Genomic DNA, 23989 nt, shown 5'->3' on the forward strand with positions numbered 1-23989 from the left:
GCGAGGATGTGACTGGTCAAGTGGATTTCAACAGTCACACCGATTCGATCGTCCGCGTGGCGGTGGGGTTGGTCAACGAACTGACGCCTGGAGAGAGGCGGGGCCGCGACTTCTCACCGCCGCGCGATCTCGCTCCCGCCGCCACGGAGGGCCTGCGCACCGGCTACCCGGGCCATCGGGAGGTCACCGAGGTGGAGGCCGGCGAGCTCGCCGAGATCGCGGCCCGGCTGCGCATGGTCTTCGACGCCGTCGCGAAAGGAGACGTCGATGCCGCAGCCCTGCGGGTCAACGATCTTCTTGAGAAGACCCGGGCCCGACCGATGCTCGAACGACATGACGGAGAGCCGTGGCACCTGCACTTCCACGGTCCCGGCGGCACCATGACCGGCGACTGGGCGGCGAGTTGCGCCACCGGGCTCGCGATCGTGCTGGGGAGCGAGCACCACGACCGTCTCGGCGTGTGTACGGCGCCGCACTGCGACCGGGTCTACGTGGACGTCTCCCGCAACGGCACCCGCCGGTTCTGCGGCACCGCCTGCCAGAACCGCGTCAAGACCACGGCCTTTCGCGCCAGGGGCAGGGTTTCGTGAGGGCGGGTTGGAGACCCCCAGCCGGTCGGCGCGAAGATCTGACCGCAGCGGTTCCGTGGGGGCGAACCGGAGACCGACCACGGTGGCCCCGGCAGCATCACCGCGACTGTCATCGACGGGTGGAACGCTCGCCGGCCGTTGTTCGGAGGTAGGGCCGCTCAGGAGGCGTCCACTCTCCCGAATCGCGCCTCTCCGTACCAGCTGTCGCCGTATCGTGACTTTGCGTGATCGAAGAATCGTCGACGCCCTCGCGCTCGCTCATCGATGCTGCCGTTGGAGCAGCCCGTTCGGCACGGTTTCCGGCTCGGCGGGAGCAACGGCTCCCGCTCGGTCACGGCGGCACGGCGGGAGGTCCGCCCCCTCATGGCGACTAGGAGCGCCCCGATCCGCGGCCCGGTGCGGAGCGGCGAGCGCGCACTCGCACCCGATCTCGCCCGTGGCTTCATGCTGTTGCTCATCGCCGTGGCGAACACTCCCTGGTATCTGTGGGGCCGAGAGATCCGAGCCACCACGATCCATCCGCCCGGAGGCTCGGCGCTGGACAGGATCATCCAGGTGGCCGCCATCGTCGGGGTGGACTTCCGGGTCTATCCGATGTTCGCGTTCCTGTTCGGCTACGGCATGGTGCAGCTCCTGTCACGCCAGCGGGCCGCCGGGCACTCGGAGTCGGCCGTGCTGACGCTGCTGCGTCGTCGCAGCCTGTGGCTGTTCCTGTTCGGGTTCGTGCATGCGGCGTTGCTGTGGCAGGGGGACATTCTCGGCGCGTACGGCCTGACCGGGTTTCTCCTGTCCGGGCTGTTCCTGCGCAGGAAGGATCGCACGCTGCTCGTCTGGGCCGCGATCGGCACGGGCATCCTCATACTGGAGACCCTGCTCAGCGTGGTGGGGGCCTACTTGGAGTCGTCCCCCGAAATCTTCGGCTATCTGTCTTTGGGATCTGCGGGCAGTGCCGAGAGCGATCCGCTCGCCGCGGCATCGGGGCGCCTCGCCTTCTGGCCGATGGTCGTGGTCGGCCAGGGCTTGCTGGGGCTCGTCGTGCCCGTCGCGATCGTCCTCGGTTTCTGGGCGGCCCGGCGGCGGATTCTGGAACAGCCGGGCGAGCACCTGTCACTGTTGCGCCGCGTCGCCGCCGTCGGCATCGCCATCGGCTGGCTGGGTGGACTGCCGCACGCGGCGGCGGTCATGGGGGTGCTGAGGATCCCCGAAGAGTCGATGTTCGTTTTCGAGATGTCCCAGACGGTTACCGGCCTGCCCGCCGGGCTGGGCTACGCGGCGGCGTTCGGACTCGTCGGGCACCGGCTCGGACGTCGGCGACGCCCCGGCCTCGCGTCCACCGCGGTGGTCGCGCTGGGCAGGCGGTCACTCTCGGCCTATCTCGCCCAATCGCTGCTCTGCGCCCCGGTGCTGGCCGCATGGGGTCTCGGGGTCGGGGCTCACCTGCACAGCGCCTCCGTGGCCGGCTACGCGCTCGGCGTCTGGCTGATCACCGTGGTCGCGGCCTACGGCCTGGAGCGTCGCGGCAGGCGAGGACCCGCCGAGGTTCTCCTGCGTCGGCTGACATACCGAACGGGTTGGAAAATCGAAGATCGTCAGGCGGCGTCGGGCGAGTAGACTTGCGCGCCACCGCCTCGCCTGTGAAGGAGTCGCTCGTGATCATCGACCCAACGCTCACCCGGATCGGCCAGGGGGTGGAGCTGCATCACCACAAAGGGCAGCGTGACGCCGCTCGCGAGCTGTTCGCGCAGATCTGGGACGACATCGGCGGCGAGAAAGGCGAACCGCTGCATGTCTGCGTCCTCGCCCACTCGATGGCCGACGTGCAGGACGACGTGCGCGAGGAGCTGATGTGGGATCTGCGAGCTCTCGCCGCCGCCGACCTGGTCACCGACGAGCAGGCGGCCCAGGCCGGGGTGGCGATTTCCGTGGCCGGCCTGTATCCGTCGTTGCACCTCAACCTGAGCGACTGTTATCGCAAGCTGGGCGACCTCGACCTCGCCCGCAAGCACCTCCAGCAGGCGCGGGACACGATCGGCGCGCTCGGTGACGACGAGTACGGGCAGCTCATCAAGGGTGGTCTGCAGCGGTTGGCCGAACAGCTGGATGAGACCATTTGACCGAGCCCCGGCGCTTCCACCTCCTTGGGTTTCCCCACCCTCGGAAAGCTTCCACCTCGTTGGGTGTCCGCCACCCTCGGAAACTCGTGTCGCCCACGGGGAGCACGGAGGCCCAGGCACCCCGGTGACGCCCAGGCACCCCGGTGACGCCCAGGCACCCCGGTGACGCCCAGACGCCCCGGTAACGTGGCGGCTCGCTGATCCTCACCGACGAACACCGGTCACCTTCCGGTCGCCGGGACGTCCCGGGGATTCAGCCGGCCGGGCGGTAGACGCACACGTTCGTGCCCGCCTTGCTGGTGACCGTGGAGACCAGCTCGAACGTGTGCAGGCCGCCGTCGTCGGGGAAGATCGTCTTGCCTCCGCCGAGGATCACCGGCATGACGATGAGCCGGAGCTCGTCGACCAGGTCCTCGCTCAGGAGGGTGCGGGCGAGGGTGGGGCTTCCCATGAGCACCAGGTCGCCGCCCTCGGTCTCGCGCAGCTTCCTGATGTGGGCGACGGCCTCGTCACCGGGGATTCGGGTGGTGTTGTTCCACGTCAGCTCGTCGTCGCCCAGCGTCAGGGACACGACGTACTTCGGGATGGCGTTCATCCGGTCGGCGAACGGGTCACCGGCCCGCCCCGGCCACGCCGCGGCCATGGTCTGCCACGTCCGGCGCCCGAACAGCAGCGCCTCGGCCCCGCTCAGCGCGCCGTCGAAGGCACCGCCGACCACCTCGGGGTCGAAGAACGGGTGGGACCAGCCACCGTGGGCGAAGCCGCCGTCGGTGTCCTCCTCGGGGCCACCCGGCGCCTGCACGACGCCGTCCAGGCTCATGAACTCGACGATCACGGTACGCATGGATTCGCTCCTTGAAGGGGGTGGCTCAACGGGTTTCCTTCACGCTCGGGTGAAGGGCGACGACGATCCGATGGTCGCGGCCTTTCTCTGCGGACTCGTCGTGATATTTGGACACCAGGGCCGTGACGGCCCCGGCGAGCTCCCTGGCGAACTCGGCCCGGTCGGCGGCCGAGGCGAAGCGCACCTCGCCGTCGATCGCGAAGGTCGCGACGCGCCTGCGTGCTTTGGCAGCGCCGGTGATGAGCGCCCCGACGTCGCGGACCAGCCTGGCCGCGACGGCCAGCAGCCAGCTCGCCGAGAGCTGGTCGGGTGAGCGCGCCGGGTCGGGCTCGACGGAGGAGAGCGCGGTCGGGGAGATCACGTACGAGGCCGCGGTCGCCCGCATGATGCGCTCGTTGACGTTGCCCTTGCGCCGCTCCTCGATCATCTCGACGAGCCCGTGCGCCTCAAGCGTCTTCAGGTGGTAGTTGACCTTCTGCCGGGGCAGGCCGACCTTGGCCGCCAGCATGGTCGCGGAGCCGGGCTCGCTCAGCTCGGCCAGCAGCCGAGCCCGGATGGGGTCCAGCGAGATCTCGGCGGCGGCGGAGTCTTCGATCACGGCGATGTCCTGCATGTCCGCAGACTATCTCCGACAAATTATATTGTCAATAAAGCCTTATTTTCCGAGAAATCGGTCCTCACCGGTTCGGGTCCGGGTGGCATGACGGCGGTACCGCATCGGCTGGGGTGGGAACACAGCGACGGCCCCGCCCGAAAGGATCCGGGCGGGGCCGTCGGGGTGACCGGGGTGGTGGTCTCCGGATTTCCTCGGGATCTCCCCGTGGAAACCGGCCGCCCCGGGTCACGGACTACCGGACGCCGCGCCTGCCGTACAGGCTCACCGTCAGGATGACGCCGACCGCGGCGAGGGCAATCTGGATCATCAACTCGATCCAGTCGATACCTGAGGTGGCAGCGACCCCGAGCGCTCCGGCGATCGCGGTGCCGATGAGGGCCGCGACAATACCGATGACGATGGTCAGCCAGATCGGGATGGACTGCTTGCCGGGCACGACGAGCCGACCCAGGGCACCGATGATGGCGCCGATAACAATGGCGGTGATGATGCCGGTGACTGTCATGTTCCACTCTCCCTGTCTGCTCAACTGCCAGGCGTATGCCCTAGGAAAAAGGAACAACACATAACGGGGTGCTCCGAATTAATGGCCGCGGGTCACGAATCCGTTGCGCGGAGGTCTCAGGCAGGTTGTGCCCCTCGATTCGCCGCGGAGGAGACCCGGCTTCACCTGCCACGAAAGCCACACGGCCCCCATCCGTTCTCTACGGGGGGTCCCCAGAAAAAATCTGTCATCCGTGCGGATCGGCTGGGAAAATCCGCCGGAGAAATCGGGGAGAGGGGGGCGAAGCCGGGGGTTCGGAGGGGGAGAAGTCGGCTCTTCGACGGTGAGGGGGACGCTCGTCTTCGGCATCGAAGAGCCGTGACGTCGAGGGTCAGGGGGCGAGGGCGGCAGGTTTTTCTGGGGGCGTGGCTCCTCTTTCCGATCTTTCTGAGGGGGCGGCCCCGCCGGTTGCCGTGGCCCCGCCGGTTGCCGTGGCCCCATCGGTTGCCGGGGTCCTATCGGTTTCGTCGGTTTCTGTGGCCTCGCTCGCCTCGGTGGTTCCGGTGGTTCCGGTGGTTCCGGTGGGAGCGGCCGTGGCGGAGGCAGGGGTGGGTTCGAGGGTGGGGATGGCGGTGGGGGTGACGGTGTTCAGGAGGGAGCGGGCGAGGCCGAGGCCGGCGCCGCCGAGGGTGAGTGCCTTGGCGAGCATCTCCTCGATGCCCTGGGCGCCGTTGAGTACGACCATGTGGTCGACGTTGCCGAAGGCCTTCGCGCCCGCCTCGACGATCTGGGGCCACTTCTCGGCGAGCTGCTGGGCGATGACCGCCTCCTGGTTCTCGGCGAGCGCCTCGGCGCGGGCCCGGATCGCGTCGGCGACGGCCAGCCCCTTCGCCCTGGCGGCCTCGGCCTCCGCGAGCCCCTGCGCCTTGGAGGCGTCGGCGGCGGCCAGGCCGCGGGCCCTCGCGGACTCCGCCTCGCCGAAGCCGGTGACCTTCGTCGCCTCCGCGGTGGCGATACCGCGCAGCCGCACGGACTCGGCCTCGGCCGCGGCGGCCTGCTTGACCTGCGACGCCTGTGCGGCGGCGCGGAGCTCGGTCTCGCGCGCCTCGGCTTCGGCCTGGGCGATGCGGGCGTCACGCTCGGCCCGGGAGACCGTCACGGTTTCGTACGCCCTGGCGTCCGCGGGTTTGCGGATCTGGGCCTGGAGCCGTTGCTCGGCCAGCGCGGCCTCAAGCTCGGCCGCCCGGGTCTCCTGGACGACGACCTCCTGCCGGGCGGATGCCTCGGAGAGCGGCCCCGCCTGGCGGGACCTGGCCTGGGCCTCGTCGATCTCGGCCTGGTAGACCGCCTGCTTGATCTTCGAGTCGCGCCAGGCCGCGGCCTTGTTGGCCGCGGCGATCTGCTCGGCCTGGGTGGCCTCCTGGTCGCGCTGCGCCTCGGCGATGCGAGCCGCGGCGGCGATGCTGGCGGCGTGTGGCTTACCGAGGTTGGTGATGTAGCCCGTCCCGTCCTCGATCTCCTGGATCTGCAGGGAGTCGACGATCAGACCGAGCCTGATCATCTCGTCGGCGGCCGAGGCGCGGGTCTCGCCGGTCAGCCGTTCGCGGTTGAGGATGAGGTCCTCCACCGTGAGGTTGCCGATGATCGAGCGCAGGTGGCCGGTGAACAGCTCGTGGATGGCACCGTTCATCGAGTCCTGCTGGTCCAGGAAGCGCCGGGCCGAGTTGGCGATCGAGTGCAGGTCGTCGCCGACCTTGTAGATGACGACGCCCCGTACGACCACCGGGATGCCCTGCTGGGTGACGCAGGAGACCTGGAGGTTGGTGGCGCGGCTGTCCAGGCGCAGGCGGCGCGCGGTCTGGAAACCGGGGAGCACGGCGGTGCCCTTGCCTGTGACGATCTTGAATCCGAGACTGTCGGCGCCCGTGGAGTTACCCCGGGCACCGAGGCCGGAGATGATCAGCGCCTCGTTGGGCTCCGCCACCCGCCAGACGGATTTGAAGAGCAGGGTGATGATGAGAAGGGCGACTAGGGCGAGGCCCCCTATGACGAGGTACTCCATGGGCATCTCGGCCTCCGCGGTGTGGGGAGATCAGATTCGGGGGGGCGGGGTGGATCAGGGGAGCGCGCGGGCGACGTAGATCGTGCGCGGCGGGAAGAACTCGACGATCACCACGATCGAGGACGGGGCGATCTCTTCGTCCGGGACCGTCGGATGGGCGTAGAAGGCCTCGACACCCCCGCGGACCTCCACCATCACCTCCCCGACCAGGCCGGGGCCGATCCTTCCCGTGACTCTTCCGTGCTTTCCGACCACGTGATACTCCCCCGCGGCATCCGTCAAAAGGAAAAGCGAATACGAAGGCACGGAGGTATGGAGGCCGCCCCCCGGCGTGCCGCGCCTCATCACCCGGCGACATGGAGGCGCCGGATCCCTCGCTTCACTTTATACGAGTAACAAGTCGAATGACCATATGGTTATGGATTATCCGGCAATCCGGATGGCACGTCTTCCCTGCCTCGCGGAGTCCTCGGGAGGGCCCCCGGAGAGCGCGGAGCAGCGAGAATGGGAGGGATCGGCCGGTGGCGACGTGGGGCGCGTACCGGGCCACTCGCGGCTTTTCCCGGATCGGATCGGCCAAGGCCCCATCTCCCCGCTTAATTCCCGGCCGCCATGACATGACTCTCATGTAGGACATGTCGCGACAGCGCGTTAATGGCCCGGGTAAAAACTTCCCGAAAACGCAGCGAGGCGGCCCCACCGATCCATTCACATCGTGATGATCACCCCATGACAGATCCTCACGAGATCAATCCACGTAAGACCCTGGAACTCGGCATGGACCGGCTCATCTCCCGCCGGGACTTCTTCGATGGGGTGATCACGGCCACCGGGATCGCGGCGGCGTGCTCGCTGCCCGGGGCCGATCGGGGAGACACCCACTCCGCGCTTCCGGAGGATCTGGAGCTCTCCTGTCCGCCGTCCCTCACGGGGTTGCGCGGCGACACCGCGGAGGCGCTGAGCGTGCCCCACGCCCTCCGCGACCGGCGCTTCTGGCCGTACGTGGGCACCCCGGAACCCACCGGCGAGCACTACGACCTGGTCGTGGTCGGCGCGGGGATCAGCGGTCTCAGCGCGGCCCACCGGTGGCTGGAGCGCGAGCCCGGCGCGCGGATCCTCATCCTCGACAACCACGACGACATCGGCGGGCACGCCCTGCGCAACGAGTTCCGCCCGGCGGCCAGGAAGGGGCCGCTGGTCGCGTACGGCGGCTCGCGGTCGATGGAGCACCCGTCGGCGTGGACCGCCGAAGGCAAGGACCTGCTCGCCAAACTGGGCATCCACCCGGAAGGGCTCGGGGCACCCTCCGGCCGGGAGCCGTACGCGAATTTGGGGATGCACGACGGCGTCTTCTGCGACCGGGAGGCGTTCCCCGCCGGAGGCGCGGAGAGGCTCGTCGTGCTCGCGCCCGGCAGGAGCGCTCCCGAGTGGATCGCCGAGCTGCCCGTCGCCGAGCGGGCCAGACGGGACCTGCTCATGCTGTACGGCGATCCGCCCGACTGGTTTCCCGGCCTGTCCGCCGAGGAGAAACAGGCGCGGCTGGCCCGGCTGACCTACTCGGGCTTCCTCAGGGAGGTCTGCGGCGTCCACCCGGACGTGCTGGCGTTCGTCAGGACCATGCCGAGCGACGAGTGGGGCTACGGCTCCGACGCCTTCGGCGCGATCGACGCATGGGGCAGCGCCGACGAGCACCGGTACGCGGGGTTCCAGGGGCTCGGGCTCGACAGGTCCAAGCCGTCCAGGTACAACTCGCCGACCGTGATCAAGGAGTGGGACGCGGGCGAACCGCGCGCCTGGCGCTTCCCCGAGGGCAACCAGGCGATCGTCAGGATGATGGCCGCCCGCATGATCCCCGGCTTCGCGACGGCCTCCGGCGTGAAGGACATCACCACCGCGAGCTTCGACTACGGCGTGCTCGACCGGCCGGGCAACCGGGTCCGCGTACGGCTGTCCTGCCCGGTCGTCTCCGCCGCCAACGACGGCCCCTCCGGCACGGCCGGCGGCGCCACGGTCGGCTACTTCGACGGCGAGCGGGTGAGGACCGTACGGGCGGGCGGTGTGATCATGGCCTGCTGGAACTCGATGATCCCCTACCTCGTCGACGACCTCCCGCCCGAGCAGCGGGCGGCCCTGGGGCGGGCGGTCAAGGTGCCCCTGCTGTACGCGACGGTCCAGCTCCGCGACTGGCGGGCCTGGCGGAGGATGGGGATCAGGCGCGCCCGGTTCACCGGCGCCCGCTGGTGCGTGGCCGAGCTCGACGACCCGGCGGACGTCGGCGCCTACCGGTGCCCGAGGAGGCCCGAGGAGCCGATCACCGCGCACCTGGTCGGCACCCCCGTCACACCCGGCGTGTCCCCCGCGCAGGGCTCGGTCGCCGGGCGGTACGCCCTGATCGAGACGCCGTACGAGCAGCTGGAGTACAGCATCCGCGACCAGCTCACCCGGTTGCTGGGGCCCGGGGGCTTCGACGCGGCCCGTGACATCGAGGCGATCACGGTCAACCGGTGGGGACACGGCTACGCGCCGGAGTACGCCACCCCGTGGGACCTCGACTTCTACCCCGACGGACAACCCCCTGCGGCCGTCGCCCGCAGGACACACGGCCGGATCGCGATCGCCAACTCCGACTCCGTTCCGGCCGCCCGCGCCGACGCGGCCGTCACCGCTGCCTACCGCGCGGTCGCGGAGCTCCAGGACGGGCCCTCGCGGCCCTCCCGCCCTTCCCGTCCTTCCCGCGGACCGCTCCTGGCCTGACTCCGGCGTCCCTGCTCCGACCTTGGCCCGGCCGGTTTCGATCGGAAGGGCCGCCCTTGTCTCGGTCGGTCTCGGTCGGAAGGGCCGCTCCACCCGGTTCTCTCAGCCTGGTTTTCTCAGCTTGGTGAAGGCCCAGCTCATACCGGGCTCGACCGCCCAGTGGGTGACGCGTCGCACCGGCGCCGTACACAGCAGGGCGGCGAGCGCGACCCCGAAGAGCGCCACGGCCGTCACCCCGGCCACGGTCTGCGCCCAGTCGCCGTAGAACCGTTCGGCGACCTTCACCACCAGGCCGTGGAGGAGGTAGGCGTACATGGTCGCCATGCCGAGTCCCGAGTACCAGGTGCGCACGGAGGGGGTGACCGCGAGGAACGCGGCGACGAGCACCGCACCCGCCGTCAGCATGCCCAGGCGGATCAGGCTGCCGGTGAGGTCGTCCACCCCGATCGCGTCGTTGGCGTGCCGCCAGCGGATCCATTCGGTCTTCACCACGGTGTGCGTGGCGAGCGCGAGGGCCGCGCCGGCGGCGAGTGTGACCGCGCCCGCGACCCGGACCCACCGCCTCCTGAGCCACTCGAAGTGTTCGGGCCGCAGCATGAGCCCGAGTACGTAGAACGGGAGCAGGCCGAGGGTGCGGTTCATCGACAGCTCGTCGGGGAGCCTGCTCATCCCCGACAGCAGCGACAGCCCGACCGCGACCGCGAGCGGCCACCGCAGCTGCTGCCAGACCGGCGTGGACAGCCGCCACAGGAACAGCGACATCAGGAACCAGGTCAGGTAGTACGGGTCGAGGAGGCTGATGTCGAGCTTGCCGTACAGGAAGAGGCGCGGCAGTGAGTAGATCAGCTCGAAGATCACGTACGGGACGGCGAGGGTGCTGATCAGCTTGCGCGCCTTGCCGGACGAGAAGGTGAAATTTCGTGACAGGTAGCCGCTGAGCACGATGAACAGCGGCATGTGGAACGTGTACACGAAGAAGTAGGCGGCGTGTGCGACCGGAACGTCCCGCAGGTCCTCGATCAGGTGGCCGGACACGACCAGGGTGATCGCGAGGAACTTGGCGTTGTCGAAGAACGGGTCCCTCACCGCGGCGGGCGGGAGGGCGGCCCGCAGCGGGGTTGCGACGCTCACAGCCCGGGACCGTAACCGGACCCGCCCAACACCCGGCGAACGCCCGGTGACGCGCGGGGAAATCCCCGCCGCGCACGCGAGGCCGTGCGTTGTGAGTCCGTACGTTGTGAGGCCGCCCGTCGCGAGGTCAGGTCGCGAGGTCGTACGTTGTGAGGCCGTACGTCGTGGGCCCGCCCGTCGCGAGGTCAGGTCGCGAGAGCGCCCGTCGAAGGGGCCGCGTACGGGTGGGCGGTTATGCGACGGCGGCGGCGCTGGCGTCCCAGAGGGCGCGGGCCAGCGCGGGATCGCTCATCCTCCTGGGAACGGCCGCGGGGGCGCTCTTGGCGAAGTAGCGGCCGGGGTGGGCGGCGCCGTCCGGATGGGTGGCGAGGTGGACCATGGTGCTCGCCCCCTCCTCGACGGTCTGCCCCATGCCGGGAATGTTCTTCACCATCCACATCATGAACGTCGACGGGGCGAACTCGGTCTTGATCACGCCGGGGTGGAAGCAGGTCGCGGTCACCTCGGTGTCCTGGAGGCGGCGGGCCAGTTCCACGGTGAACAGGGCTCCCGCCTGTTTGGTGTCCCCGTACTGGAGCCAGCCGCTCCAGCGCCGCCGTTCGCGGTTGAGGTCGGACGGGTCGAGTCCTCCGGTCTTGCCCGCGCGGGAACTGGTGGTGATCACCCGCCCGGTGACCCGTTCGAGCAGCAGGTTCGTCAGCAGGAAGGGGGCGAGGTGGTTGACCTGGATCATCGTCTCGTGGCCGTCGCGCGTGAACGTGCGCTCGGTCGTCATGACCCCCGCGTTGTTGACGAGGATGTCAATCCGGTCGTAGCGGGAGAGCAGTTCGGCTCCCAATCTACGCACATCAGCCAAAAGGGTGTAATCGCAGGTAAACGTATCCGGGAGCACCCCGGAGACCTCCCGCACCCTTTCTGCCACCCGAGCCGTCTTGTCGGGATTACGGCCGACCAGAACTATGGTCTGCCCGCGCCTCGCGAGCTCCACCGCGGCAGCCGCGCCAATTCCGGCACTAGCCCCGGTAATCACACTAATCATCGGATCCTCCACTGCGCAAAAACCCTATTCGGTGCTAGTCTCCTGTGCGATCTTCCGGAGGCGTAATCACCCCTAAAGCGGCACGGGCCTCCACACGCTCAGAGGTTGGGACGAGTGGACATGGGCTCTAGAAACCGCTCGATTCGGTTCAAGATTTTCTCGTTGCTGCTCCTGCCTCTGTTGTCGTTGAGCGCGCTGTGGGGCTTCGTGCTCAACCTCACCGTCGGTGACGGTCTCGCGCTGCTGAGGTCGAACACCGTGTACCAGACGGTGGGCGTCACCTCCACGGACCTGGGCCTACAGCTCCAGGCCGAGCGGACGCTGTCGTCGGTGGCGATCAGCTCCCGGGTCCTCACGAGCGGAATGGGTGAGCAGCGCGCCCGCACCGACCGGGCGGTCGGCGCTTTCAAGGCGGCCGCGGCCGAGGATTCCGGCAGCCCGGAACTGAACAACTCACTGAGCGAGCTGGTCCGCAGGCTCGAAAGGCTCCCCAGCATCCGCTCGGGCGTCGACAGCGGACAGCACACGCGGCTGGGCGCGCTGTCGAACTACAACCAGATCCTCGACTCCGTCTTTCTGGTGTACGACCAGATGGTCGCGCTGCCCGATCTCTCGATCTTCCAGCAGGCCTCGGCCATGCAGGGGATGGGCAACGCCTACGAGATGATCGAGAGGGAGAACGCGCTGATCAGCGGGGCGCTGATCGACAGGCGGCTGTCGGAGGAGGAGCGCAGGGCCTTCGGCGAGTACGTCTCCACCCGGCGCTTCCTGCACAACCGGGGCGCGGCCGCGCTGGATCCCGAGCTGGGCACGCAGTACCGCGACACCTTCGCCTCCGCCACCTTCGAGAAGTTCACCGACCTGGAGAAGGCCATCATCTCCTCGGCCGGCGACCGGCTTCCCCCCGAGGCGAGCGCGTGGAAGGCGACCACGAACGCGCTCACGACGTGGCTCGACAAGGTCAACCTCGCCGCCGCCGAGGCCCTGGCGGACCGGGCGCAGGGGGTCGCCACCGGTGTCCTGGCCCGGATCGTGATCGCCGGTGGCGTCGGCCTGATCGCGGTGGTCGCGTCGATCATCATCTCGGTCCGCTTCGGCCGCCGTCTCGCCGCCGAGCTGGCCGGGCTCCGTTCGGCCGCCCTGGATCTGGCGGAGGTGCGGCTCCCCCACGTCGTGGACCGCCTGCGGCGCGGCGAGGAGGTCGACGTACGTGCCGAGGCGCCGCCGATCCAGGCGGGCGGCTCGACCGAGGTGCACGACGTGGCCCACGCGTTCGGCTCGGTGCAGCGCACCGCCGTGGAGGCCGCCGTCGGCCAGGCCAACCTGCGGCGCGGTGTCAGCCAGGTCTTCGTGAACCTGGCCAGGCGCAAGCAGAGCCTGCTGCACCGCCAGCTCACCCTGCTCGACAGCATGCAGCGCCGGGCGACCGACCCCGACAGCCTTCAGGACCTGTTCCGGCTGGACCACCTCACCACCCGCATGCGGCGGCACGCGGAGGGCCTGATCATCCTGTCCGGCGCCGCCCCCGGCCGGTCGTGGCGCAAGCCGGTGCCGGTGATCGACGTACTGCGGGCCGCGATCGCCGAGGTCGAGGACTACACCCGGGTCAGCGTGGCGCCGGTGCCCGACATCTCGCTCGACGGGGCCGCGGTCGCCGACATCACCCACCTGGTGGCCGAACTGATCGAGAACGCCACGATCTTCTCGCCGCCGCAGACCGCGGTGACCGTGCGCGGCGACGTCGTGGCCAACGGATTCGCCGTCGAGGTCGAGGACCGCGGCCTGGGCCTGAGCGTCGCGGAGTACGAGGCGATCAACGAGCGGCTCGCCAACCCGCCGGAGTTCGACCTGGCGGACAGCGACAGGCTCGGCCTGTTCGTGGTGGGCCAGCTCGCCTCACGGCACGGCATCCAGGTCATCCTGCGCGGCTCGCCGTTCGGCGGCACCACGGCCATCGTCCTCATCCCCCGCTCGGTGATCGCCCAGCAGGACCCGCCGCTCGCCCTCACCGCGGAGCGGACGTCCCCCGCCGAGCGCGTCGCCGGACGCCAGGCGGAGCCGTACGTCCCCGCCCAGCCGGGGGCACTCGCACCTCCGGCCGGCGGCAACGGACTCCCGCGCAGGAACAGGCAGACCTCCCCGAGGCCGCCCCAGCCTGAGCAGCCGGTCGCCCCCTCTCTCAGCGTGGTGTCGGACCTGCCCGACCGCACACCGTCCCCGCCCGCGAGCCCGGAGCCCGAATGGGAGACAGGCTGGGACACGGGTTGGGACACCGGCCGGGACACGGCCTCACGCGAGGCGCCTCCCACGGCGTCGCCCCGGGGGACACCTCAGGAGTCCCGTGAGTCCCACGAGACGCCCCGGGAGGCCCCCGCCGAGGAAAGGGGCGGCAACGGCGGTCCGACGCGCCAGACGGCCGCACAGCCCTCCAAGGGGCCGGGTGGCCTGCCCCGCAGGATCCGACAGGCGAACCTGGCGCCTCAGCTCCGCCAGGAGGCCGAGCCCGCCGAGCCCGAGCCGAGCGCGGAACCGAACGAGGAGCGTTCGCCGGAGGAGGCCCGCGCGTTGTTCTCCGCCTTCCAGGCGGGGTCTCGACGCGGTCGCGAGGAGCAGGACAATGACTTCGCGCACCATACGACAGGCGACAAGGGGGACAAGTGACCGGAAAATTGACCAACACCGGCGAGCTGAACTGGCTCCTCGACGACTTGACCACCAGGGTGGGTGCGGTGCGCCAGGCGGTGATCCTCTCCACCGACGGGCTCGCCGTCGGATTCTCGAAGGGGCTCCTGCGCGAGGACGCCGAGCATCTGTCCGCGGTCGCCGCCGGGTTCCAGAGCCTGGCGCGCGGGGCGGGACGCCACTTCGGCGGAGGTGAGGTGCGCCAGACCATCGTGGAGATGGAGTCGGCGTTCCTGTTCGTCACCGCCGCCGGGCAGGGCACCTGCCTGGCCGTGCTGAGCAGTTCCGACGCCGACGTCGGCCACATCGCGTACGAGATGGCGATGCTGGTCAAGCGGGTCGGCCAGCACATCTCCACCAACCCACGCCAAGGTCTCTCATGAGGGGGGGAGCGGACGGCCGCGCCGGCCGCGTCTTCGGCGGACCGCTGGATCCCCGAGCCCGGTACCGGAGGCCTGGATGACCCACTGGATGGACGAGGACGCCGGGCCCATCGTCCGGCCGTACGCCCTCATCGGGGGTCGCACCCGTTCCTCCGGTGACAAGCTGGACCTGGTCGCGATGGTCACCTCGACTCGCGGCGCTCCTACCGGGGGGTTCGTCCCAAGCCCCGAACAGGAACGCATCCTCGCCATGGTCACCACTCCGACCTCGGTCGCCGACGTCGCCTCGGACCTCAACCTGCCGCTCGGCGTGGTGAGGGTCCTGCTCGGCGACCTGCAGGACCACAAGCTCATCTCGATCGGGCGCGCCTCCGCGAGCGAGCGCATTCTCAAGGAAGTGATCAATGGACTTCGGGCCCTCTGACGAACCCGTCGCCCTCAAGATACTCATCGCGGGTGGCTTCGGAGTTGGCAAGACCACGCTCGTGGGCGCCATCAGCGAGATCCGGCCGCTCCGCACCGAGGAGGTCCTCTCCGACCGCGGTATCGGCATCGACGACGTCGACGGCGTCGAGGGCAAGACCACCACCACGGTCGCGATGGACTTCGGCCGCATCACGATCAGGGAGGGGCTGGTCGTCTACCTGTTCGGCACCCCCGGCCAGGAGCGTTTCTGGTTCATGTGGGACGAGCTGTCCTACGGCGCGCTGGGTGCCGTGGTGCTCGCCGACACCCGGCGGCTGACCGACTGCTTCCCCTCGATCGACTACTTCGAACAGCGCGGCACGCCGTTCATCGTGGCCGTCAACTGCTTCGACGGCGCCGACCGGCACGACGCGGAGGAGGTGCGCGTCGCCCTGGACCTCGACGTGGACGTACCGGTGCTGCTCTGCGACGTGCGGCGCCGCGTCTCGGCGAAGACGGTGCTCGTGACGCTCGTGGAGCACTCACTGAGGGTGCTGACGGCCAGCCAGAGCTGAAAGAGCCGGACGAGGTGCGAAACCGGCCCCCGTGACGGGGCCGGGCGCCGGCTCGGGCGCTCAGGGCCGGAAGGCGGAGGACCTCACAGGGCGCGCAGGCCGCTGATCAGTTCCCTCAGGAGGTTCTCCGGGGGCATGGAGGCGGCGGGAAGCGGCGACCGTACCAGGATCAGGCCCTGGTCCAGCAGGTCGCCCAGGAGAACCCTGATCACGCCGATGGGCAGGCCCGCGTCCGAGGCGATCTCCACGATCGGGCGTGCCCGCTTGACCAGGTTGAGCAGCCGCCGGTGCTCGGAGCCCAGGTTCGCCCCCGAGGCGACCGGCGCTCCCGTCGCCACCGCCACCGCGAGCATGTCGAGCGAGGAGGACGACGCCCGGGTGCGTCCACCGGTCATCGCGTAGGGGCGGACGACGGGACCCGCCTCCTCGTCGACCCACTCGACGTCGTCCTTCACTGGCCCCCCACCCGGGGGCTTGTGGCCAGATGTTGGCCGACGCGGGTGACCAGGCGGGCCATCTCGTAGGCGACCAGCCCCACGTCCGCGGCGCCGGTGGTCAGGACCGAGAGGCAGCTCCCCTGGCCCGCGGAGGTGACGAACAGGAACGCGGAGTCCATCTCCACCATCGTCTGGCGCACGTTGCCTCCGCCGAACTGCAGGCTGGTGCCCTTGGCGAGGCTCTGGAAGCCGGAGGCGACCGCGGACAGGTGCTCGGCGTCCTCCTTGCTCAACGCTCGGGACGAGGCCATCATCAACCCGTCGTTGGACAGGATCAGTGCGTGCGAGACGTCCGCCACACTTGTGACGAAGTCATCCAGAAGCCAATGAAGCTCACCCGGCACGTGGTCAAACCCCTTCCCCTGCGATGGTCTCGCCTGCCGCCGGCCCCCACCGGCTCGGTAAATCCGTTCCTGCCGGTCCGTTCCCACCGGCGTGACTCCGAAGCACCGGAACCGGCGCGACTTCGCTCACACCGGCGTCACCCCGACGCGCCCGACGCCTCCGGGCGGGGCTCCGCGAACCCGATCCCGCGGCTCCGCTCCCGCGCTCCCGGCTCATCGATCGGCACCGCCGTCCTCGTCGTCGGCGCGTCCACGCTGCCAGCCGGACTGCAGGGCGCTCATCAGCGCCCTCGCCTCCTCGGGTGACCGTTCCTCGACCTCCGAGCCGGACGCGGCCTCTGACGGGCGGGACTCCCGCGCCTGGCGCGGCGGCATGTTCGCCTGCCGCACCCGGCGGGGCAGGCCGTCGGCACCGCGCCGCCCCGGCTGCCACAGGTCGGCGGGGATCGGGACCTCACCGGAGTCACCGGTCCGCTCCACCCGCTCCACGACGGTCTCCGAGCGCCGCTCCGCCGACTCGGGCCGCGCGCCGATGACGGTGAGAACCGGCGGCTCCTCGACGGGCTCCGGGTCTCCGAGCAGAATCTCGGGAATGAGGACGACCACCCCTGTGCCGCCGTACGGCGAGGCGCGCAGCGTCACCTCGACCCCGTATCTGGCGGCCAGCAGGCCGACCACCGCGAAGCCCAGCCTGTCGGTGTCGGCGGGGTCGAACTCCGGAGGGCTGGCCAGACGCTCGTTGATCGCGGCGCGCTTCTCGTCGGTCAGCCCGAGTCCCCTGTCCTCGATCTCGACCGCGAAGCCTCGTGCGACGAGCTCGCCCCGTACCGAGACCGGGCTGGCCGGCGGGGAGAAGACGGTGGCGTTCTCCAGGATCTCGGCGAACAGGTGCATCATGTCCGCGGCGGCGTTACCGATCAGGGTGGTGCCGCCCGTCGGGTAGATCAGCACCCGGGTGTAGTCCTCGACCTGGGCGGCCGCCCCACGCAGCACGTCCTCCATCGGCACCGCCGAGCGCCACTTGCGGCCCGCCGCCCCGCCGGACAGGATCACCAGGCCCTCGGCGTGGCGGCGCATGCGGGTGGTGAGGTGGTCGAGCCTGAAGAGGTTGTCCAGCGCGATGGGATCCTCGGCCTGCTTCTGCATGCCGTCGAGCAGCTTGAGCTGGCGCTGCAGCAGCGACTGGCTCCGGCGGGCGAGGTTGCGGAACGCCTGCGAGACGCCCTCGCGCAGCCTGGCCTGCTCCACCGCGGCGTCCAGGGCGCTGCGCTGGACGCTGTTGAAGGCGGCGGCGACGTCGTGGACCTCCGTGGTGCTGCCCGACGGCTTCAGCGCGGGCGCCTCCGCCTCCACGTCCACCCTGTCGCCGCGGCGCAGCTTCTCCATCACCCTCGGGAGCCGCACCTGCGCCAGGTCGGCGGCGGCCCGCCGCACGTCGGCGAGCTCCCTGGTGATCCCGCTACCGATCCGGTACGAGACCAGCACCGACGCGATGACCGCGATGAGGCCGAGCACCCCGACGACGCCGGCTCGGACGAAGACGCCGACGGCCACGGGCGTGGCCTGCTCGACCACCAGGGGGACGGCCGCCGCGAGGGACCGCCGGTAGGAGGCGTCCACCTCGTCCCCGGCGGAGCGCCAGGCGGCGGACGACACCTCGGCGGCACCGGACAGCAGGCGGTTCTCCAGGGCGGTGAAGCGGGCGTACGCCGAGGAGGCGATCAGCTCGGAGAAGGGGGCGCGCAGCCCGGGGGAGAGGTCGGGGAGGGCCTGCTCCATGAGGAAGGCCCGGTTGTCGGCGAGCCTGGCGAACAGCCGCGTCTCGCTCATCGTCATCGGGGTCCCGAGCGCGAGCGGGCCCGCGACGAGCGCCCGCTCGCGGGTGAGCAGGTCGACGGCCTGGTTGATCATCGTGATGCTGCGCGTCTGACGGTAGAGCGGGAGGTCGTCGCTGAGGCTCAGGGTGTTGAAGAGCCCGCGCAGGGCGTCGGGCACCCGGCCGAACTCCTCGGTGAGGCCCACCGGGCCGATCCGCCCGGTGTCGATCCTGGCGCGGATCGCGTCGATCCCGTCCACCTGGCGCATCAGTTCGGCGTGGCGGGTCTTCATCTCGTCGGACATCGCCGTCTGCGCCACCCCGACGGTCGTCTTCCGGCGCAGGCGGTCACGGGCCTGGTCGGTGACGAGGCGCTGGCTCGCGAGGGTGTCGCGGTCCGCGGCGGAGCGGGTGGCCAGGTAGTCGGCCGACAGGAGGTGCTCACGCTGGACCGCGGCGCCGAGCTCTCCGGCGGGCTTGCCGACGGCGTCGTACAGCGTGCTGAGGGAGAGCAGGCTCATCGAGTCGCCGACCGTCACGGCCGCCGCGAAACCCCACACCCCGACCAGTGAGGCGAGGGGGATGACCAACAGCACCGAGACCTTGAACCGGATGGACCTGCTCGCTGCCATGTCACCTCAACGGCTTGCTCTCGGAGCGCCCGGGGAGACCGGGCAATCTCTAGATCGCCGACGACAATAGCACTGGCGGCTCCCCCTATTTGTAGCCTATTCGTGACATGTGATGAAAGAGTTTCCAGAAGTGAATGAGTCAGCCGAGGGCGGCGCGTGAGGCGTGAGCGGCGCCCCGCGCCCACGTCAGCCGCGCGAGCCGGACGGCGAGCACTCCGACCAGCGCGACCTCGGCGCCGAGCAGCGACCACTCGACGAGACCGACGAACATCCCCTGCCCGGGAAGCATCACGTAGACGAGCGCCAGCAGCCCGAAACCCCCGGCCAGCGTGAGCCACTCCACCGGCCTGGCCACCGGCCGCCACCGCTCGTCCTCGCCGAACCGCGCCACCGTCAGGCCACCCGCCGCGGGCACCGCCGCCAGCACGGCGATCGACAGGTAGCGGTACGTCTGCGCGATCAGATCCGTCCCCGTGGCGGGAAGCACGGCCGACAGCACCGCGAGGACGACGAGCCCCGCGCCCCAGGCCAGCACCAGCCGCTCGGCCAGGGCGTCCACCGGCGCCCCCACGGACCGCAGCCCGGCCACCACCGCGAAGGCCGCGATCCCCAGCGCCGCCATCGCGAGCCCGGCGGCTCCGGTGCGGTCCAGGGCGGCGTACTCACCGATCGTCAGGTCGAGCGGGTTCGGGGAGAGGACCGGTTCGGCCAGTCCCGTGACGGCGGCCACGACGGCGACGACGATCGCGGCACATGCGATCAGGGGGTAGAGCCTCTTCGACGCGAGCATGCGCTAAGACTGTCCGCCGGCGGACGTTTCAGACATCCGGCGGCATCCCTGATCCGACCCTGAGGCGCCCCTGAGAGTCCTCACCCGAGATGTCCTGGTACGCGGTTCGCCGCCTCCTGTTCGGAGGCGGCGAACCGTCCCGGGCGAACCGCGGCGGTGCGCCCGTACCCGGCCCCGTCACCGCGGATCCTCGCGGTACGAACCACGGCCGCGTGCCCCGTGTCCGGCTACGCGGCCGTGGATCCTCGCGGTACGCGGTGCGAACCGCGTACCCGTATCGGCCGCCCCACCGCGGATCCGCGCGGTGGGAGCGGTCACGGCCGTGTGGTGGGGGCCACGACCGTGTGGTCGCCGTGTCCGTGTCTCAGCCGAGGCCGCGGACCTCGGCGTAGCGTGCCCTGACCTCGGGCGCGGGATCGGCCTCGTAGTGCTCGACCTTGCCCGCCTCCCAGGCCGGCGGCTCGTCGCCGCCGAGCAGCCAGGCGGCCTGCCTCGCCGCACCGTCGGCGACGTACTCCCCCGGCTCGGGGACGACCACCGGCCGCCCGAAGACCGCGGGGGCGATCCGCCGTACGGCCTCGGACCTCGCGCCTCCGCCGATGAGCAGCACCCTGGCCGGGTCGAGCCCGAGGGCGTCGAACGCGTCGGCGAGATGGCAGAGCAGGCCCTCCACCGCCGCCCTGGCGAGGTGCGCCGGGGTGGAGGTGGCCAGCGTCAGCCCGTGCAGCGAGCCCGTGGCGGTGGGCAGGTTCGGGGTGCGCTCGCCCTCCAGGTAGGGGACGTGGACGAGACCTCCGGCCCCCGAGGGCGCCTCAAGTGCCAGCCTGCCCAGCTCGTCCAGACCGACCCCGAGCACCCGCGCGGCGGCGTCGAGCACCCTGGCGGCGTTGAGCGTGGCCACCAGCGGGAGGAACCGCCCCGTGGCGTCGGCGAACCCGGCCACGGAACCGGTCGGGTCGGCGATCGGGGCCTCGGCGACCGCGAAGGCCGTCCCGGACGTCCCGATCGACACCACCACGTCCCCCGGCAGGGCGCCGACCCCGAGGGCCGCCGCCATGTTGTCGCCCGTACCCGGCGCGAGCCGCACCGCGCCCGCACCGGAGACACCGGCTGCGGGCCGCACCTCGCCCGCGCAGTCGCGGGGACCCAGCACCTCGGGCAGGCCCGGTACGGCGCCGAAGGCCGTCTGCAGGAGGTCGGTCCGGTAGGCCCCGGTCGCGGGCGACCAGTAGCCGGTGCCCGACGCGTCGCCCCTGTCGGTGACGAACTCCCCGCCCAGCCTCCAGGTGAGCCAGTCGTGCGGCAGGCACACCCTCGCCGTACGGCGGGCGGACTCCGGCTCGTGCTCGGCGAGCCAGCGGAGCTTGGTCACCGTGAACGACGCGACCGGCACGCTGCCGACCGCCTCGGCCCAGACCTCCGGGCCGCCCAGCTCCTTCACCAGGTCGGCGGCGGCTCCGGCGGAACGGGTGTCGTTCCACAGCAGCGCCTTCCTGACGACCTCGCCGGACTCGTCCAGGCAGACCATGCCGTGCTGCTGCGCGCCGATGCTCATCGCCTCGACGCCGTCCAGCCCGCCCGCCCGCGCCAACGCCTCCTGGAGCGCCTGCCACCACGCCTCGGGGTCGACCTCGGTGCCCTCGGGGTGGGTCGCGCGTCCCTGGCGGACCAGGGCGCCCGTGTGGGCGTCCCTGATCACCACCTTGCAGCTCTGGGTCGACGAGTCGACCCCGGCCACCAGTGTCATCCGCGGACTCCGAGGAGGTAGTCCATCGCGAGCTGGTTGAGGCGCGTGAAGTGGAAGCCGCGCGCCGCCACCGCGTCGAGGTCGAACTCGTCGCGGTTCAGGTCGGCGATCGTCTCGCCGGGGGCGAGCGTCGGCTCGGACAGCTCGGCGACCCTGCTCGCGGCGAGCGCCTCGGCGACCTCGGGGTCGGCGCGGAACGCCGCCACCTTCTCCTTCAGGATCAGGTACGTGCGCATGTTGGCGGCGGCGGAGACCCAGACATCCTCGGAGTCCTCGGTGCGCAGCGGCTTGTAGTCGAAGTGCCTGGGGCCGTCGTAGCCGCCGTTCTCCAGCAGGTCGACCAGGAAGAAGGCGTTCTTCACGTCGCCGTGGCCGAAGATCAGGTCCTGGTCGTAGCGGGGACCGTGCTGGCCGTTCAGGTCGATGTGGAAGAGCTTGCCGTGCCAGAGCGCCTGCGCGATGCCGTGCGCGAAGTTGAGGCCGGCCATCTCCTCGTGGCCCACCTCGGGGTTGAGGCCGACGCGCTCGGAGTGCTCAAGCTCGTTGATGAACGCGAGGGCGTGGCCGATGGTCGGGAGCAGGATGTCGCCCCGGGGCTCGTTCGGCTTGGGCTCGATGGCGAACCTGATGTCGTAGCCCTGCTCGATCACGTACGAGGTGAGCAGGTCCATGCCCTCCTTGTAGCGGCTGAGCGCGGCCTTGATGTCCTTGGCGGCCCCGGACTCGGCACCCTCGCGCCCGCCCCAGCAGACGTAGGTGGTCGCGCCGAGTTCGGCGGCGAGGTCCACGTTGCGGATGACCTTGCGCAGCGCGTAGCGGCGGACGTCGCGGTCGTTGCTGGTGAATCCGCCGTCCTTGAAGACGGGGTGGGTGAACAGGTTCGTGGTGGCCATCGGAACCTTGAGCCCGGTCTCGGCCAGCGCCTTCTTGAAGTTCGCGATGGCCCTGTCCCGGTCGGGCTCGACGGCGAGCAGGTCGTCGTCGTGGAAGGTGACGCCGTACGCGCCGAGCTCGGCGAGCCGGTGGACGCTCTCCACCGGGTCCAACGGGGCCCGGGACGCGTCCCCGAAGGGGTCGCGGGCCTGCCAGCCGACGGTCCACAGCCCGAAGGTGAAGCGGTCTTCGGGCTTGGGGGTGTAGGCGCTCATCTGCTGTTCCTCCGATTTAATCCACTTTATGGACTTAATATGGATCGGTGTGGTGGGATCGTCAAGAGGTGGAAGCTCAATGACACAGGCTGTACGCCACAATTCGATGCGCGCCCGCAACCTTGGCGTGGTTCTCGGCGAGGTAAGCAGGAGCGGTCCGATCAGCCGGGCCGCGCTGGCCGAGATCACCGGACTGACCAAGACCACGGTGTCGAAGATGGTCGGCGACCTGATCGAGGCGGGCATGGTCGCCGAGTCCGGCGCGCTCAGGGACGGCGAGCGGGGACGGCCCGGCACGGCCGTCGCGCTCAGCGGGCAGCGGGTCGCCGCGCTCGGCCTGGAGATCAACGTCGACTATCTGTCCGCCTGTGTGGTCGATCTCACCCTCGCGGTGCGGCTCAGATATACACAGGCTGTGGACAACCGCAGCGCCTCGCCTGTGGAAACCCTGTCCCACCTGGAACAACTTGCCCACAGGGCTGTGGACGAAGCTCGCGCGGAGGGCCTCACCATCGCCGGATCGACCCTCGCGGTCCCCGGCCCTGTGGAAGACGGGCTCGTCCACACGGCCCCCAACCTCGGCTGGCACGACGTCCGCGTCTCCGAACTGCTGAACTTCCCCGTCACGCTGGACAACGAGGCCAACCTCGCCGCCCTGGGCGAGCGCTGGTTCGGCTCCGTACCCGGCGACTTCCTGCACGTGTCGGGGGAGATCGGCATCGGCGCGGGCCTGGTGGTCGGCGGGACCCTGTTCCGCGGCGCCCGCGGCCTCGCCGGGGAACTCGGCCACGTGGTCGTCTCCCCCGAAGGCCCGGCCTGCCGCTGCGGCGGCCGGGGATGCCTGGAGCAGTACGCCGGACAGGACGCGCTGCTGAGGGCCGCCGGACTCGCCGGGGTCCCCGACGGGGTGACCACCCTGCTGGAGCGCCTCCGAGCGGGCGAGCCCGCCTCGCTGGAGGCCTGCGAACGCGCCGGCCAGGCGCTCGGCGTCGCCCTCACCTCCGCCGTGCACCTGATGGACCCGGGGACCATCGTGCTGGGCGGGGTGTTCGCCCCGCTGTTCCCGTGGATCCGAGGCACCACGCACGAGACGATGACCTCGCGACTGGGCGTGATGCGCCGCGCCGTCCCCGAGCTGACCGTCTCCCGCCTCGGCGGCGACGCCGCCACCCTGGGCGCCGCGGGCCAGGTCATCCACCGGGTCATCGCCGACCCCTGGATCCACCTCGCCACCCCCGCCCCTGACCCCGACTCCCGCGCACCCCGCGGTTGAGCACTTTTCTCCCCCTCCCCCCTTCCCCGCGTTTCCCTCGTCTCCCCTCGTTGAGAAAGACCA

General features: G+C 70.5%; 22 protein-coding genes. 9 read left to right on the forward strand and 13 right to left on the reverse strand.

What is annotated here, in order from left to right; translation table 11 throughout:
* The first annotated feature begins 20 nt into the window (after positions 1–20).
* From ABZ664_RS32465 to ABZ664_RS32475, 3 genes are all read left to right on the forward strand, one after another.
* Complete coding sequence (locus ABZ664_RS32465) at positions 21–590, forward strand: CGNR zinc finger domain-containing protein (protein WP_362518410.1); 570 nt, start codon at positions 21–23, stop codon at positions 588–590.
* A 363-nt stretch (positions 591–953) separates the two neighbouring features.
* Entirely contained in the window at positions 954–2201 is a 1248-nt protein-coding gene (locus ABZ664_RS32470; RefSeq protein WP_362518413.1) for a DUF418 domain-containing protein, read from the forward strand.
* 38 nt (positions 2202–2239) lie between these two features.
* Positions 2240–2704 (forward strand): hypothetical protein, encoded by a 465-nt coding sequence (locus tag ABZ664_RS32475; RefSeq protein WP_362518417.1) that lies wholly within the window; start codon positions 2240–2242, stop codon positions 2702–2704.
* 253 nt (positions 2705–2957) lie between these two features.
* Here the strand turns inward: ABZ664_RS32475 and ABZ664_RS32480 are convergent, their stop codons facing one another.
* The 5 genes from ABZ664_RS32480 to ABZ664_RS32500 form a co-directional block, all read right to left on the reverse strand.
* Positions 2958–3548 (reverse strand): dihydrofolate reductase family protein, encoded by a 591-nt coding sequence (locus ABZ664_RS32480; protein WP_362518420.1) that lies wholly within the window; start codon positions 3546–3548, stop codon positions 2958–2960.
* A gap of 25 nt (positions 3549–3573) precedes the next feature.
* A complete protein-coding gene (locus ABZ664_RS32485; protein WP_362518423.1) occupies positions 3574–4161 on the reverse strand; it encodes a helix-turn-helix domain-containing protein in 588 nt (195 codons plus the stop codon).
* A gap of 235 nt (positions 4162–4396) precedes the next feature.
* On the reverse strand, positions 4397–4669 hold the full coding sequence (locus tag ABZ664_RS32490; RefSeq protein ID WP_362518426.1) for a GlsB/YeaQ/YmgE family stress response membrane protein: 273 nt from the start codon (positions 4667–4669) through the stop codon (positions 4397–4399).
* A gap of 370 nt (positions 4670–5039) precedes the next feature.
* Positions 5040–6716 carry an SPFH domain-containing protein gene (locus ABZ664_RS32495; RefSeq protein ID WP_362518429.1) on the reverse strand — a complete coding sequence of 559 codons (1677 nt, stop codon included), beginning with the start codon at positions 6714–6716 and terminating at the stop codon, positions 5040–5042.
* A gap of 48 nt (positions 6717–6764) precedes the next feature.
* Entirely contained in the window at positions 6765–6965 is a 201-nt protein-coding gene (locus ABZ664_RS32500; protein WP_362518432.1) for a hypothetical protein, read from the reverse strand.
* A gap of 474 nt (positions 6966–7439) precedes the next feature.
* Here ABZ664_RS32500 and ABZ664_RS32505 point away from each other — a divergent pair, with 474 nt between their 5' ends.
* Entirely contained in the window at positions 7440–9464 is a 2025-nt protein-coding gene (locus ABZ664_RS32505; RefSeq protein WP_362518435.1) for an NAD(P)-binding protein, read from the forward strand.
* 102 nt (positions 9465–9566) lie between these two features.
* On the opposite strand, the gene ABZ664_RS32510 is transcribed toward ABZ664_RS32505, so the two are convergent.
* Together ABZ664_RS32510 and ABZ664_RS32515 are read right to left on the reverse strand one after the other, a co-directional pair.
* The gene (locus ABZ664_RS32510) at positions 9567–10595 is read right to left on the reverse strand and encodes an acyltransferase family protein (RefSeq protein WP_362518438.1); all 1029 of its coding nucleotides are present in this window, start codon (positions 10593–10595) and stop codon (positions 9567–9569) included.
* A 232-nt stretch (positions 10596–10827) separates the two neighbouring features.
* Positions 10828–11634, reverse strand: a complete 807-nt coding sequence (locus ABZ664_RS32515; RefSeq protein ID WP_362518441.1) for an SDR family NAD(P)-dependent oxidoreductase — start codon at positions 11632–11634, stop codon at positions 10828–10830.
* Positions 11635–11796: 162 nt separating this feature from the next.
* Here ABZ664_RS32515 and ABZ664_RS32520 point away from each other — a divergent pair, with 162 nt between their 5' ends.
* The 4 genes from ABZ664_RS32520 (at position 11797) to ABZ664_RS32535 (ending at position 15679) form a co-directional block, all read left to right on the forward strand.
* Entirely contained in the window at positions 11797–14295 is a 2499-nt protein-coding gene (locus ABZ664_RS32520; protein ID WP_362518444.1) for a nitrate- and nitrite sensing domain-containing protein, read from the forward strand.
* Entirely contained in the window at positions 14292–14699 is a 408-nt protein-coding gene (locus ABZ664_RS32525) for a roadblock/LC7 domain-containing protein (protein WP_329088690.1), read from the forward strand. The genes ABZ664_RS32520 and ABZ664_RS32525 overlap by 4 nt, the downstream gene beginning before the upstream one ends.
* Positions 14700–14775: 76 nt before the next feature.
* Positions 14776–15123 carry a DUF742 domain-containing protein gene (locus ABZ664_RS32530; protein WP_350942372.1) on the forward strand — a complete coding sequence of 116 codons (348 nt, stop codon included), beginning with the start codon at positions 14776–14778 and terminating at the stop codon, positions 15121–15123.
* On the forward strand, positions 15104–15679 hold the full coding sequence (locus ABZ664_RS32535) for an ATP/GTP-binding protein (RefSeq protein ID WP_362518448.1): 576 nt from the start codon (positions 15104–15106) through the stop codon (positions 15677–15679). The genes ABZ664_RS32530 and ABZ664_RS32535 overlap by 20 nt, the downstream gene beginning before the upstream one ends.
* An 83-nt stretch (positions 15680–15762) precedes the next feature.
* Here the strand turns inward: ABZ664_RS32535 and ABZ664_RS32540 are convergent, their stop codons facing one another.
* The 6 genes from ABZ664_RS32540 to xylA all read right to left on the reverse strand — a co-directional run bounded on the left by ABZ664_RS32540 (position 15763) and on the right by xylA (position 22653).
* A complete protein-coding gene (locus ABZ664_RS32540) occupies positions 15763–16134 on the reverse strand; it encodes a DUF742 domain-containing protein (RefSeq protein WP_362518451.1) in 372 nt (123 codons plus the stop codon).
* Positions 16131–16520 carry a roadblock/LC7 domain-containing protein gene (locus ABZ664_RS32545; protein WP_362518454.1) on the reverse strand — a complete coding sequence of 130 codons (390 nt, stop codon included), beginning with the start codon at positions 16518–16520 and terminating at the stop codon, positions 16131–16133. The genes ABZ664_RS32540 and ABZ664_RS32545 overlap by 4 nt, the downstream gene beginning before the upstream one ends.
* A 213-nt stretch (positions 16521–16733) precedes the next feature.
* Positions 16734–18968: an ATP-binding protein gene (locus ABZ664_RS32550; protein WP_362518457.1), complete on the reverse strand. Its 2235-nt coding sequence runs from the start codon at positions 18966–18968 to the stop codon at positions 16734–16736.
* Positions 18969–19107: 139 nt separating this feature from the next.
* Positions 19108–19758: a DUF998 domain-containing protein gene (locus ABZ664_RS32555; RefSeq protein WP_362518460.1), complete on the reverse strand. Its 651-nt coding sequence runs from the start codon at positions 19756–19758 to the stop codon at positions 19108–19110.
* A 364-nt stretch (positions 19759–20122) separates the two neighbouring features.
* Positions 20123–21505, reverse strand: a complete 1383-nt coding sequence (gene xylB, locus ABZ664_RS32560; protein ID WP_362518463.1) for a xylulokinase — start codon at positions 21503–21505, stop codon at positions 20123–20125.
* The gene (gene xylA / locus ABZ664_RS32565; protein ID WP_350942357.1) at positions 21502–22653 is read right to left on the reverse strand and encodes a xylose isomerase; all 1152 of its coding nucleotides are present in this window, start codon (positions 22651–22653) and stop codon (positions 21502–21504) included. Before xylA ends, xylB begins: the two co-directional genes overlap by 4 nt.
* Before the next feature lie 79 nt (positions 22654–22732).
* Between xylA and ABZ664_RS32570 the strand changes: the two genes are divergently transcribed.
* Positions 22733–23926 carry an ROK family transcriptional regulator gene (locus tag ABZ664_RS32570; protein WP_362518467.1) on the forward strand — a complete coding sequence of 398 codons (1194 nt, stop codon included), beginning with the start codon at positions 22733–22735 and terminating at the stop codon, positions 23924–23926.
* The last annotated feature ends 63 nt before the right edge of the window (positions 23927–23989 follow it).

It is taken from the genome of Streptosporangium sp. NPDC006930 (assembly GCF_040635605.1).
GTDB lineage: Bacteria > Actinomycetota > Actinomycetes > Streptosporangiales > Streptosporangiaceae > Streptosporangium.